Below are 12183 nucleotides of genomic sequence, written 5' to 3'. Positions count from 1 at the left end.
TGTATGAAACAAAATATATAGGCCTTTCGTCTTTACAAGTAGATATAAACAAAAGGAGTTACCATTATGAAAAAAATATATGCTTCTCTTACACTTTGCACAGTACTCACTTGCCTATCAGGGTGTGCTTATGCACCTCATAATAATCTGTCTGCCGAAAGAGTCTCTGCTTCTTCTATTCAACATACTTCTTCTTCAAAACATGAGGCTTCAGTAGAGGAAATTACAAATAAGCTTCCGGGACACGTTTATTTAAAAGGTATAGCCTTTCAAGATACGCAAAAACCTTATTACTTAGCAATTAATTACGCTGCAATAAATAATAATCAGCATACGTTTGAAAAAAGCTGGACGTCTGTTAAAACCAAATGCATACTTTTACATAACGCAACCATCTTACTTTCTGCCGTACAAAATGCTGACAGCGTTCACTTTACTATTAATACGACTGTTCCTCAGACAATCACCATTACTCGAAAAGAGTTAACGGACTTCTACGGAAGAGATCTTTGGAATTATAATGACGTGAAACAAGTATGGAAAGAAAAATTCGAAGGACAGCAAGAAAAAATCGAGGAATTTTATGATGCACATCCAATTACAGAAATGCAGTAAAAGCGGCCCATGGCCGCTTTTTAAAGTTGTTTTCTCATAAACACCTGCTCAAGTTTGATTCCTTCATCTGTATATAAATCTTGAAAACCAAATGATTTTAACATTTTCACGAGTAAGCTATTTCTTTTTTCAGGTACATTATATGTATTGTAAGCAATTGGTCCATACATATTAAAAATGGTTGCTAATAAAAAGCTCAGAACGTCCTCTGAATTTGAGATATGTTCCTTAACGCTTCCTTGATAAAAAGTAACGGAATTCACGATGCCTATGGAAGAAAAATTCTTTTGAAATAACAGATAGCCAACTTCTTCGTTTTTTTCATTCAACGCAATAAACGATTCTCCATCACGAATACAGTCAAATTGATTTTTCCACGGAACGTCGTATGTATAAAAGGGTAGGTTTTGAATATCTTTTGCAAGTCTTCGCTTTAACGAATACGTAAGCTGATTCTTCTTTTTAAGTAGAGAAGCGTGAAAACTACCTCTATGCTTTAGAAATAAAAGCGTATCTACAATCTCATATCCGTATTTCTGATAAAGATGAATGGCTTTTTCATTCACTTTAAATGCTTCCAGACTGGCTTCCACTACTCCTTGCTGCTGGTATCTCTCAAGTGTAGCTTTTAGTAAGCCTTCTCCAATTCCCATTTTTCGGTAAGGTAGGGCTACGCTTGTACCTCCATTCCAAGCATGTTTTTTTCCCTTGACCTTTTTTATTCCATTTAACATAATTCCAGCTGGTGTATTATTATAAAAAGCCATAAAAGAATGGTCGACAGATAGCTGATCCAAACCAAATCTACAAGTGAATTGATCTAGTGACAGCTCAATCGGAAGATAATAATCTTCAAAACCCTTATTAAATGCTTCTAGCGCATCAGAAAAAGAACACTGACTTAGAGGCTTAATTATAATCACGGGACATTCCTTCCTTTTGTAAAAAGATAATAAGCTAGAAATTCATTATAAGAAAACATCATCAATAACCTTCTGAATTTTTGTGGTTTTTAAAAGAAAAGAAAGAGACATATCTTTTAAGCATCCTGTCTCTTCCTTTTCATTTAACACTCTATTCTATTGTCTTTTAACCTCTACATCCGACGCTTTCACAAACGCATAGCGGTGATTAAAATAAATTTGATAATATTCGTCTTTTCCAACAATCATTTTGTGATCGTTTGGGTTTGTTGTAAAAGTGGGTGCATAGTAATAGTCACTCCTTACTTTTTCTATCCCCACGTACACCTGCTCCGGAGAGATTGTATACTGAAGCGGGATCATGTCTTTAACCGGTATATTAGAAGGATAGGCTGAAGCTTCCGGGAAAGCTCCTCCGTACACTTGAATGCTTTCTTTTCCTGGTTTTGGCGTTAATAATATGCCTGTGCCTTTACTTGTATTTTTATTATGGGGATTATAAAACCACGCTTTTTGCCCTCCGTACCAAATCGCTGTCCATTCTCCTTTTGTCTCAGCTACTGCATACGTTTGGCCAGTTACAGCTTTGCTTCCCCAGTCTAACGTTTGTTTCGTTCCAGGCCCTGAAGCTGCAGGCTCATTCAGTAGCGGTGAATCATTGCTGGGAGCTTGATGCAAATACACAAAGTTGGCCGGCTGCTTTGGTGCATCTGATACTTCTGGCTGATTGTTTTGAAAGACTGGATTAATCGTAACGGCTAGTTTGTTTGTATGCTGGCGCTCGACTGGGCTTCCTACTAAATCCATGTAGTGCCCCCAATCCCAAAACGGCCCAGGATCTGAGTGCATACCTGATTGAGCTTTAGGAGACAAACCCGGCACCTCATCATGACCAATAATATGAGCTCGGTCTAACGGAATATTATATTCTTTGGCAAGGTGGCGTACGAGTCTTGCCGAAGAACGGTACATTTCTTCCGTAAACCACGTGGATCCTTCAAGCGCAAACCCTTCATGCTCGATTCCAATACTGTGTGTATTAAAATACCAGTTTCCTGCATGCCATGCTACGTCTTTGTTATTGATCATCTGTGCGATGTGACCATCACTTGAACGGATTACATAGTTTGCAGCGGCTCTATTAGGGTTAGCAAACAAATCAATCGTTCCATCATAACTTACTTCTGTATCATGAATAACAATATAGCGAACATCTGATTTTTGGCGATTTGCAATATCATAGTTTCCATAATCTGAAGGACTTTCGCTGAATTTCCCGTAAAAAGCAGGGATGTATTCACATTTTAAAGATGCCGGACAATCCGCTTTATTCGTATTGGTATTTTCAGCATGAGGAATTGACATATCTATATTTTGAGGGGAAATTTTAAGATGCTGTCCGTCTGACGTTGTATGCTCTGCTCCTTTTTCCAACGTTTCATATACATCATCGGCAAATACTTGAGCGTTTTCTTTATCCTGAGAAGAACTGTAAGCTGCGACTGCTTCGTACCATTTTTGATCAGTGGACGGTACATTTCCGTTTTTGTCTTTTGCAATAAAAGCCAGCACAGCAGCGCCACCGCGAATATTTTGCACAGGATCTTTTTTTAATCTTTCTTTATCGGACTTAAGCAGCTTAGCAGCTAAGGTGAGCGTTTGCTGTTTATCATATGCTGGTTTTGAAGGCGAAGCTCCGTTTCCTTTTCCATCTTCTAAAGAAGGGATGTCTGTTAAATGCATAAGACCGTATCCCCCGGCTGCACTGGGTTCTCCGTTATGATTTTCCCAGCGCGACTTGTTGTAGGAAATTGCTTTTAAAAGCGAAGCTGGCACACCAAATTCTTTAGATGCTTGTGCAAATGCTCGCTCCAAAGAATCTGACTGATTCTCTGCAGCCAAAGCGACTACAGGCTTTTGCAGCGTATGAAGGGGCATATAAGCTGTACATATGACACCAGCCGTAAGCATGGCTACCCCTATCTTATTTAGTTTTAATCTTATTTTTAGTTTCAAACGTATTCCTCCCCCGTAAAGTATGTAAATGAGGTCAATAAAGACATAATATGACTTTACCTCGTTCTCAACCATTTCGTCTTCTTTCTTTCTATTCCCTTGAGACAATAGTCTAGAAGATTCGACAGAGTTACTAGGAGGAAAGATGTGGTACGAGGAAAAAATCATAAAAATCATCCCTCTTCTTTAAAGCTGCGCTCTCAAAAATGGTTGAGTACAACAGCGGTCCATTCATCCCTTTTGCTGCCTTTTTAATAAAGCAGCAATATTGTAGATAATGACATTCCTTCTATAATTCAACTATTACTAAACCAAATTTCTTAATTTACCAGTTTTTTAACAGACTGTACGCTCGACATTTTAGTAACTTTTCACCATAGTTAACCATGGAAAAGGTTGCTATTATTAAAGACAAGAGAATGTTTACATATGATTGAACGCAGCAAGAACTGCTCTTGAAAGGAGATACCTTATGAGAGGACACAGCATTCCAGCAATTAAGTTGAATGAAGAAGAAAAAGAAAAATTAGAGGAACTTATTGAACACTATAATTTAAAACGAACGTCTCTCATTCGAAAATTTATTATGGATGGAAAAGTTAAGCCTCCTTTAATCGGCAAAGAAGCAGGTGTGGAACTATTGGTTAACCTGCGAAAAATTGAGTCTGAACTAAGCCGGCTAAGCAATAATATGCATCAAATTGCAAAGTACTTACATAAACCAAAAGATAAGCAAAACCATTCACAGAACCTTGAAGACATCCTATTAGAAATGATGAAAAAACAAAAACATGTACAAGAAGATGTAGAGACTATTTCAGAGCAGCTTAGCGATCATTTATACGTTAAATAGAGAAAAAACGCTCTTTTCATTTCAGAAAAGAGCGTTTTTTATAAAGAAGTAGGGATTTAAATGCTTTTTTTCATGCCGCACTTTGCGCATGTACGGATAAAAATAAAGTCTTTTACTAAGCTTTTAAATTTCACATGTCCACAGTTATCGCATCTGCCTGCAACTTTATCCGGAAACTCCTCATATACATATACTTTTGTTAAATCAATCGCTTCTTGTTGCTCTTCCATTTCCATCACACCTTTATGCATCTTTACGATTCAGCTCTTTATATTCTATCAAAAATAAGTAAAATTACTAGGGTGAAAGCTTCAAAAAACAAGAAGGTTTTTTCACTATTTTGTTATCCGTTCAGCTTTGTACCACCAATTTTCTCTATCTAAAAATGCTTTTACATTCAGTATTTTTTTATCGCGAAGGGTAATGATGGCTACCGCAGCTCCTTCTTTGGAAAAGGTTACAGCTGTTTCTAATTTCTCTTTTGTCACAAACACTTTTAATGTTTCCATATTCTCTTTTGTTAATTCCGCAGTTGTGATGGTTTCTCCTTCAATGATTGTATCTTTTTTTTCAATAAAATGTTGTCCATCCATCATCCAGGCTGCACGCGTTTCACCATAAACTTGAAAGAAGGTATTCTTTTTTAAATAACCTGTTCTCTCCGACATATTTGCATCCTTATACGTCTCCGTATCCTCGGTTGTTTTTATCCATAAAGGTTTATATAAAAAAGTAGGCTTTGGAAAACCTTCCTCGTCAGAATCTCCCACAGGATTTGTAGATTTAGACTCCAGGTTTAAAAACTGCGCAACCCCTTTTGCATATGCCACCCCCATATCTTTTAGAAATTGAGGATTTTTTAAGAGCTTTGCATCATGTTCTGTATCAATAAACCCGATTTCAGTTAGTAAAGACGGCATATAGGAACGTCTTAACACACTATGATTAGCCAATTTCCTGCCTCGGTTAAAGTGATTGTATTTAGTAAGAACAAATTTCACATGATCGTGAATATCGTTTCGTAACACAATGGTTTGGTTATTTATATTTTTGCTATAAATAAAATCTTCATATCCCGTTTCGCCGCCTGAATTTATATGAATAGATAAGTATACATCAGCACCCCACGCATTGGCTTTGTTGACCCGTTCATTTAATGACAAAAACACATCGGTTGTACGCGTTGTACAAAGAGAAAATCCTTGATAGTGAGTAGAAAGAAAAGAGATGATGTACTGTTGAACAGCTAACACTAAGTCTTTTTCATATAACCCGCTGGCGACAGCCCCTAGATCTGCCCCTCCGTGACCTGCATCTAAATAAATTTTTTTCATATAACCTGTCTCCTCCTTATCCGTAGCATATGCATGAATAAGCGAAGACGTTTGTTATACAAAACTACTTTTATGTATAAAGCTTTTTGCTATAGCTCATTTAGAAGTCTTTACAACTGATTTACCATAGCTAGTAACATCAAAATATGTATTTGATCCATCGTCTTCATTGATCACAACATCTAAGTCATGAAAATAACGATGAAGTTCTTTTAACAGTGCTTGATCTTTCGTCTGCTCTAGCTGTACAGCGAGCTTCTCCATATGCTGAAAGTCTTTCTTTAAAACAGAATCTTTTACTTCAATCGTGCCAATCGTATTGTTAATGGCTGTGGCTTCTTCTTGTACTGCAGACCAGTCTGGATGCTCAATGGCACTCCACCCCGTCAAATCATTTAGTACGTCATGATGTTCAGCAATAAAGTCTTTTGCCTGCTGATCGCTGCTTTCCAGTTTATCAACTTTTTGTTGATCCACTTTAATGGCGCTTGCCTGTATACTTTGCTGTGATAAAAAAGGAATTTTTCCGTTTTGGTACAATATCCACCCTGTCGCTCCTCCCCCGACTAAAAAAACGGATAAAGATATCGAAATGATCATACGCTTCTTCTTACTTTTATGTCTTTTTTCCATTTGACTCCTTTCCGGGTATTCAAAACCCTTTAGGCCTTATGAACTGAAACGAATAACCTACAAAAAGAATTTTACCATATTTTTAATATTAAAAATATTAAAAAAGAGACTCCTTCGAGTCTCTTTGAATCCACTTCAATTAACTTTCACCTGTGTGTAGCGATTTTTAGGAACATTCAACTGCAAGTTACTTCTTAACGTATTCCCTTCGTATTCTGTACGATACAAGCCTCTTTCTTGCAGTATCGGTACAACGTGTTCAACAAAGTCATCTAAGCCATGCGGAACGCTTGAATGAATAATAAAGCCGTCAGCTCCTTTTTCTTCAAACCACTGTTCCATCAAATTAGCGATATGCTCTGGCGTCCCAATAAATTGTGTTTTAGGTGTAGCAATTCGCAGCGCTGCTTCTCGCAGTGTCCACTTATATTTTTTGGCGTTTTCTTTAATTTTGTCAGTTGTACTGCGGAAACTATTACTTCCTATATCTCCTAAGTCAGGAAATGCATCATCTAATGGAAACTGTGAAAAATCAAAATGATCGAAAAAGCGTCCTAAGTAGTTTAGCGCATGTTCAATTGTCACCAATTGAGAAAGTTCTTCATATTTTCTTTCGGCTTCTTCGTTTGTAATACCAATTATAGGACCAATTCCCGGAAAAATTAGAAGTTCGTTTTCATTGCGTCCTTGCGCTGCGGCTCTCGATTTTACATCTTGGTAAAAAGCTTTTGCTTCTTCTAAATTGTCTTGTCCCGTAAACACTGCGTCAGCCGTTTTTGCTGCTAAATCTTTTCCGCTTTCAGAAGATCCTGCTTGAAACACTACGGGCTGCCCCTGAGCTGAGCGCCCAATGTTTAACGGACCTTCTACAGAGAAAAATTCGCCTTTATGATGTAATCGGTGTAGCTTTTTCTCCTCAAAAAATTGTCCGGTTTCTTTATTTCGAATAAATGCATCATCTTCCCAAGAATCCCATAATCCCTTTGTTACTTCTAGAAACTCTTCAGCTATTCTATAGCGTTTGTCATGAGTGGGGTGCTCTTTTCCATAGTTAAGCGCAGATCCTTCTAATGGAGACGTGACAACATTCCATCCCGCTCGGCCGCTGCTAATATGATCAAGTGAAGCGAGTTGTCTAGCCACCGTAAACGGCTCGCTATACGAAGTCGATAGAGTGCCGACTAAACCAATATGAGAAGTGACAGAAGCAAGTGCTGATAGAATAGTAAGAGGTTCAAAACGATTCAAAAAATGCGGAAGCGATTTTTCATTGATATATAACCCATCGGCAATGAATACTAAATCAAATTTTCCTTCTTCCGCTTTTTGAGCCTGCTGCTTGTAAAAACCGAAATTAACGCTGGCATCTGACAAAATTTCAGGGTGTCTCCACGCCCCCATATTTCCTCCAACTCCATGAATAATAGCCCCTAGCTTTAATTGTCTTTGATGTGTCATATTACCATTCTCCTTTTTCATACCCATTCATAAATTCTCGTAATTGATTGGTTAAACCACCTGCTCCAAAGCGAAGGACTCCTTCTTTTTCTGTCTTTCTTCCATTTCCTTCTTGTGCAAATTGCAAAAAAGCGATAACGTGAACTCTTCTAGGGTGAATATTTTCAATTCCTTCGTCATAAAACCATTGATCAATTGTATTGTAAATCCCTTTATTGACTCTGAATTGACTGTGGCACCAATTAAAAAACTGGAGATCAGGCAGATTTAAATACCGCGCTTGCCCTAGCTTGGAAGCTATATGTTCACTAGATACATAGCCCATATGTTGAAATCTTTGCTTTGCTTGTAGCGTATCAGCTTTAATTTGATGCTTTAAAAATTCAATAGAAGGAAATTTTTTCTCTCCTCGCACCCGAAAGATCACGTCGCATTGAACTGTCTCTCCATAAATAACGTCGTTAAAATCCAGAATATGCACCTCAAATGTTTTAGATAGTTCCGATCCAAATGTCGGCTTAACCCCTACATTCATAACTCCTATATGTTCAAGTCCCCGCAGATGAACGAGGACACCATACACGCCATTTTTTAATTCCTCATGCTGAGTATCTATATTAGCTGTTGGAAACCCTAAGTGTCTTCCTTGCTGCCTTCCAGGTACAACCTGCCCTTTTATAATAAGTTTTTTGCTTGTTTTAGCTTTTAATGCTCCTCTATTCACTACGTTCACCCTTCTTCCCTTAAGTCTAGTAAAAAATAAAAGGTTCTTTGCACAATGTCACACATTGTGCAAAGAACCTCTAGTGATCTAGTCGGTTTGTTTAATTTGATGATTTTATCATATACTTATTATTCCTATGAGTCAAGTTTGTTTTCAATTAAAATATTAGATTGTTTTTTCATAAATATAAGAGTAAGGAGAATGCGTTGGGTTAATACGCTTAAAAAATTGCTTTGTTCGATCTTCTTTTGGGTTTAAAAATATGTCTTCAGGATGACCTTGTTCGACAATCTTTCCTCCGTCCATAAATACCACGTGATTAGAAACTTCACGGGCAAAACTCATTTCGTGCGTAACAATGATCATTGTAATTCCTTCTTCAGCAATTTTACGGATAACAGACAGTACTTCACCCACCAGTTCAGGGTCCAAAGCAGACGTTGGCTCATCAAATAAAATGACTTCAGGGTTTAAAGCAAGCGCTCTAGCAATGCCCACTCGCTGCTGTTGACCTCCTGATAACTGACTTGGATAAGCATTTGCTTTTTCAGCAAGCCCAACTTTTTCAAGGACGTCTAAACTGCGTTGTTTCGCTTCTTCCTTTGGCAGCTTTTGAACAATAACTAGCCCCTCCATAATATTTTCAATAACGGTTTTGTGTTTGAACAAATTGTACTGCTGAAAAACCATCGTTGTTTTTTGTCGAAGAGTTAAAATGTCTTTGCGGTTTGGCTTTTGGCACTGAACCGTAAATTGATCAATCGAAACTTCTCCTTCATCTGCTTTTTCTAAGAAATTAATGCAGCGCAAAAACGTAGTCTTTCCAGAACCACTCGGTCCTAAAATGGTCACAACGTCGCCTTTTTTAACAATTAAATCAATACCGTCCAATACTGTATTATCACCAAATGTTTTTTTGATATTTGTTAATGCAATCATACAACCCCTCCTCGATTATAAACCGTTAATTTTCGTTCAAGCAGCGCTGTTATCCCTTCTATTAACATCGTCAGCATCCAATAAATAAGAGCAGCAGCAATATAGGCTTCTAAAAACTTGAGATTGTTCGAAGCTACGATATTAGCAGCACCGTTTAGCTCTTTTTGCGATACGATGAATGCGATAGAAGACGTATGCAAAAAGCCGATGAAGATATTACATAAATTCGGTAAAGACAAAGCAAACGCCTGTGGAAAAACAATTCGTTTCATTGATTGAAAACGATTCATCCCAATGGCATACGCAGCCTCAATTTGTCCTTTTTCTACAGCTAACAAACCAGAGCGAATAATCTCTGACATATAAGCTCCCGCTGTAAAAGACAAAGCGATTAATACAAATACGACAATAGGAATGCTGTTTGCATTGAAGCTCCATCCATAGTAACTCGATAGTTTATTAATAAATAGCGGGAACCCTAGGTAAATAACCATAATATGAAGAATAGCAGGCGTTCCTCGGAAAAATGATACGTATACGTTGGCAATTGGCGTTATTATTTTTACTGAATTGATTCTCACAGCCGCAACAGCAATGCCAATAAGCAACCCGCCTAGTAACGGACCGATGGTAATAAGGAGCGTTAAAGGTAATGCCTTTAAAATTTCTACAAATGCTGTCCATATAAACGGTACATCAATAATCATGTTTACACCTCTTTTAGTAAGCTCGTTTTATACATGAACAGGCTGATCATGTTTTTGCAGCTTCTGTTCTGATTTCACAAAAAATTTCTCTAATATAATCGCTACCAAATAATAAATAATGGCAAGTGCGATATATACCTCCACTGCATGAGCCGTTGCAGCGATAATGGTATCTCCTCTTCCCATCATATCCATCACACCAATGGTAAAGGCTAAAGACGTATCTTTTAAGGACCCAATCACAAGATTTCCAAAGTTAGGAAAGGCTACAACGAGAGCTTGCGGCAGCACAATTCGAGTGAACGTTTGTTTTCCCGTCATTCCTATACTATAAGCCGCTTCGGTTTGCCCTTTATCTACACTGTTAATGGCACCGCGCATCATTTCAGAAAAAGACGCCGCCGTGCTCAGTGAATACGTGATAATAACAAATACAAGCGGAGCCATTCTTGAAACGTCAATATGAATCAATTGTAAAAGGGCAGGTATTCCATAAAAAACTAAAAATAATTGAATTAAAATAGGGGTTCCCCTCATAAAAGAAATATAAACTGCTGCTATTTGGCTTAACACCGGCACTTTATAAATACGAGGCAGGGCAATAAACAATCCCAAGGTACTGCCAATCACAAGTGAAGCAATCAAAATCCAAATTGTAATATGCAAATAAGATAATAATTGAGGAATAGAGGTGAAAATCAGCTCTATATCAAATGCTTTTCCCATCTTTTTCTCTCCTTTGTTTCCCTCTGCAGGTAGCGAAAGGACCCAAGTTCAAGGCTTGGGTCACAGTAAGTGCTTTAGTTATTTCCAGCTGCTTTTGTATAATCTTCTCCCAGCCATTTTTTACTTAATTTTGTCAATGTTCCGTCTTCTTTTATTTCTTTTAACGCTTTATCAACGTCTTTTTGTAAACCTGTTTCATTTTTACGAAGCATAAAATATACTTTTGAATTTGAAATAGCAGGCCCTACAACTTTTTGCTCTGCGTCCGCTTGTTTATTGACAAAGTCAACTGCAAACGGCGTACTAATCGTGGCATCCGCACGCCCTGTTTTCAGCTGCGTTTTTGTGTCATCAGATCCTTGGCCTGAATAGACGATATTAATTTTATTTCCATGTTCTTTGTTATACTTATCGATTAAGTTAGCAGAATTACTCGTTGCTCCTACAATTACCTTTTTACCGCTCAAATCTTTAATTGATTTAATAGACGTATTTTTTTCGTTTACAACTACATGCAGCGGAAAGATATTATAAGGTTCTTTATTAAAAAGGAACTTTTGTTTTCTCTCTTCATTCACTTCCATCTGATGGGCTACTAAATCAATTTTGTTCGATTCTAAGCTCAAAAGTAAATTAGAAAAATCCATTGTCTTAAATTCGAACTTATAGTTTGGAAGACGTTTGTCTATTTCTTTAACAAGCTCTACGTCATACCCTGTTAGATTTCCTTTATTGTCAAGAAAGCAAATGTTCGGAAATTGCGTACCCGTTCCTACAATAATTTTTTGTACTTTGTCTTTGCTTGCGTTAGCCGCTGTTTCTTTATTTGGTGTTCCGCAAGCGGCTAGTAATAAAAGAAGTGATAAAAAGATAGCTGTCAGCTGTAGTTTTTTCATGTGTTTTGTCCCTCACTATGTCTCAAAATAATTTGTTGTTTTAATGAATGAATGAATAAAATAGATGTTCCAGCTATTTAACGATTGGTGAATAGTCTTCAATCAATTTTTCTATTTGTTCATAATCTTTTTCAATTACTCCTTTAAACTGCCCCTCGTCTCCAATTTCAACGACCGGTACATGGCGAATACCGTATTTAATTTCAAGTAAATCCCGCAAATAATCTCTTCCTTCTACATCGATACTTTCATATTGATATCCTTTCTCATGAAAATATGCTTTTAGTTCCTCGCAATGATGACAACCTTTTCGATTCCATAATAAAATTTTTACTGACATGGTTTTTCCTCTTTTCTTT

At 37.3% G+C, this 12183-nt stretch carries 14 protein-coding genes; 2 read left to right on the top strand and 12 right to left on the bottom strand.

Annotated features, from left to right (window positions below; all coding sequences use genetic code 11):
• The first annotated feature begins 66 nt into the window (after nt 1-66).
• Nucleotides 67-615 (top strand): DUF4825 domain-containing protein, encoded by a 549-nt coding sequence (locus tag ACFX4E_RS16085; RefSeq protein ID WP_060747366.1) that lies wholly within the window; start codon nt 67-69, stop codon nt 613-615.
• A gap of 20 nt (nt 616-635) precedes the next feature.
• Here ACFX4E_RS16085 and ACFX4E_RS16080 read toward each other — a convergent pair whose 3' ends face one another.
• On the bottom strand, nt 636-1538 hold the full coding sequence (locus ACFX4E_RS16080; protein WP_377258650.1) for a GNAT family N-acetyltransferase: 903 nt from the start codon (nt 1536-1538) through the stop codon (nt 636-638).
• 156 nt (nt 1539-1694) lie between these two features.
• Nucleotides 1695-3554 carry an N-acetylmuramoyl-L-alanine amidase gene (locus ACFX4E_RS16075; protein ID WP_377258653.1) on the bottom strand — a complete coding sequence of 620 codons (1860 nt, stop codon included), beginning with the start codon at nt 3552-3554 and terminating at the stop codon, nt 1695-1697.
• Between the two features lie 472 nt (nt 3555-4026).
• Here ACFX4E_RS16075 and ACFX4E_RS16070 point away from each other — a divergent pair, with 472 nt between their 5' ends.
• Nucleotides 4027-4407 (top strand): plasmid mobilization protein, encoded by a 381-nt coding sequence (locus ACFX4E_RS16070; protein WP_028408740.1) that lies wholly within the window; start codon nt 4027-4029, stop codon nt 4405-4407.
• Between the two features lie 56 nt (nt 4408-4463).
• Here the strand turns inward: ACFX4E_RS16070 and ACFX4E_RS16065 are convergent, their stop codons facing one another.
• The 10 genes from ACFX4E_RS16065 to ACFX4E_RS16020 all read right to left on the bottom strand — a co-directional run bounded on the left by ACFX4E_RS16065 (nt 4464) and on the right by ACFX4E_RS16020 (nt 12164).
• Complete coding sequence (locus ACFX4E_RS16065) at nt 4464-4643, bottom strand: DUF8096 family protein (protein ID WP_025752091.1); 180 nt, start codon at nt 4641-4643, stop codon at nt 4464-4466.
• A gap of 99 nt (nt 4644-4742) precedes the next feature.
• Complete coding sequence (locus ACFX4E_RS16060) at nt 4743-5741, bottom strand: N-acetylmuramoyl-L-alanine amidase family protein (protein ID WP_028408741.1); 999 nt, start codon at nt 5739-5741, stop codon at nt 4743-4745.
• Nucleotides 5742-5837: 96 nt separating this feature from the next.
• A complete protein-coding gene (locus ACFX4E_RS16055; protein WP_098249863.1) occupies nt 5838-6374 on the bottom strand; it encodes a hypothetical protein in 537 nt (178 codons plus the stop codon).
• Nucleotides 6375-6509: 135 nt separating this feature from the next.
• The gene (locus tag ACFX4E_RS16050) at nt 6510-7832 is read right to left on the bottom strand and encodes an LLM class flavin-dependent oxidoreductase (RefSeq protein WP_263035829.1); all 1323 of its coding nucleotides are present in this window, start codon (nt 7830-7832) and stop codon (nt 6510-6512) included.
• Between the two features lies 1 nt (nt 7833).
• On the bottom strand, nt 7834-8565 hold the full coding sequence (locus tag ACFX4E_RS16045) for a riboflavin kinase (protein ID WP_377238015.1): 732 nt from the start codon (nt 8563-8565) through the stop codon (nt 7834-7836).
• A 156-nt stretch (nt 8566-8721) separates the two neighbouring features.
• Nucleotides 8722-9495: an amino acid ABC transporter ATP-binding protein gene (locus ACFX4E_RS16040; RefSeq protein WP_025752086.1), complete on the bottom strand. Its 774-nt coding sequence runs from the start codon at nt 9493-9495 to the stop codon at nt 8722-8724.
• The gene (locus ACFX4E_RS16035; protein ID WP_028408745.1) at nt 9492-10202 is read right to left on the bottom strand and encodes an amino acid ABC transporter permease; all 711 of its coding nucleotides are present in this window, start codon (nt 10200-10202) and stop codon (nt 9492-9494) included. The genes ACFX4E_RS16040 and ACFX4E_RS16035 overlap by 4 nt, the downstream gene beginning before the upstream one ends.
• 27 nt (nt 10203-10229) lie before the next feature.
• On the bottom strand, nt 10230-10928 hold the full coding sequence (locus ACFX4E_RS16030; protein WP_028408746.1) for an amino acid ABC transporter permease: 699 nt from the start codon (nt 10926-10928) through the stop codon (nt 10230-10232).
• Nucleotides 10929-11002: 74 nt separating this feature from the next.
• Nucleotides 11003-11824 carry an amino acid ABC transporter substrate-binding protein gene (locus tag ACFX4E_RS16025; protein ID WP_028408747.1) on the bottom strand — a complete coding sequence of 274 codons (822 nt, stop codon included), beginning with the start codon at nt 11822-11824 and terminating at the stop codon, nt 11003-11005.
• A 73-nt stretch (nt 11825-11897) separates the two neighbouring features.
• Nucleotides 11898-12164 (bottom strand): glutaredoxin family protein, encoded by a 267-nt coding sequence (locus tag ACFX4E_RS16020; protein WP_025752083.1) that lies wholly within the window; start codon nt 12162-12164, stop codon nt 11898-11900.
• Nucleotides 12165-12183: the final 19 nt, after the last annotated feature.

The organism is Priestia sp. YIM B13491, from assembly GCF_042787605.1.
GTDB classification, from domain to species: Bacteria; Bacillota; Bacilli; order Bacillales; family Bacillaceae_H; genus Priestia; species Priestia megaterium_E.
The sequence above is the reverse complement of the archived record's forward strand: the minus strand, read 5'-3'. Positions and strand labels throughout refer to the sequence as shown.

Excerpts from the sequence above, each read along its gene's own strand:
- ACFX4E_RS16085 (WP_060747366.1), top strand. The coding sequence starts at position 67 with ATGAAAAAAATATATGCTTCTCTTACACTTTGCACAGTACTCACTTGC.
- ACFX4E_RS16070 (WP_028408740.1), top strand. The coding sequence starts at position 4,027 with ATGAGAGGACACAGCATTCCAGCAATTAAGTTGAATGAAGAAGAAAAA.
- ACFX4E_RS16065 (WP_025752091.1), bottom strand. The coding sequence starts at position 4,643 with ATGGAAATGGAAGAGCAACAAGAAGCGATTGATTTAACAAAAGTATAT.
- ACFX4E_RS16060 (WP_028408741.1), bottom strand. The coding sequence starts at position 5,741 with ATGAAAAAAATTTATTTAGATGCAGGTCACGGAGGGGCAGATCTAGGG.
- ACFX4E_RS16055 (WP_098249863.1), bottom strand. The coding sequence starts at position 6,374 with ATGGAAAAAAGACATAAAAGTAAGAAGAAGCGTATGATCATTTCGATA.
- ACFX4E_RS16050 (WP_263035829.1), bottom strand. The coding sequence starts at position 7,832 with ATGACACATCAAAGACAATTAAAGCTAGGGGCTATTATTCATGGAGTT.
- ACFX4E_RS16040 (WP_025752086.1), bottom strand. The coding sequence starts at position 9,495 with ATGATTGCATTAACAAATATCAAAAAAACATTTGGTGATAATACAGTA.
- ACFX4E_RS16035 (WP_028408745.1), bottom strand. The coding sequence starts at position 10,202 with ATGATTATTGATGTACCGTTTATATGGACAGCATTTGTAGAAATTTTA.
- ACFX4E_RS16030 (WP_028408746.1), bottom strand. The coding sequence starts at position 10,928 with ATGGGAAAAGCATTTGATATAGAGCTGATTTTCACCTCTATTCCTCAA.
- ACFX4E_RS16025 (WP_028408747.1), bottom strand. The coding sequence starts at position 11,824 with ATGAAAAAACTACAGCTGACAGCTATCTTTTTATCACTTCTTTTATTA.
- ACFX4E_RS16020 (WP_025752083.1), bottom strand. The coding sequence starts at position 12,164 with ATGTCAGTAAAAATTTTATTATGGAATCGAAAAGGTTGTCATCATTGC.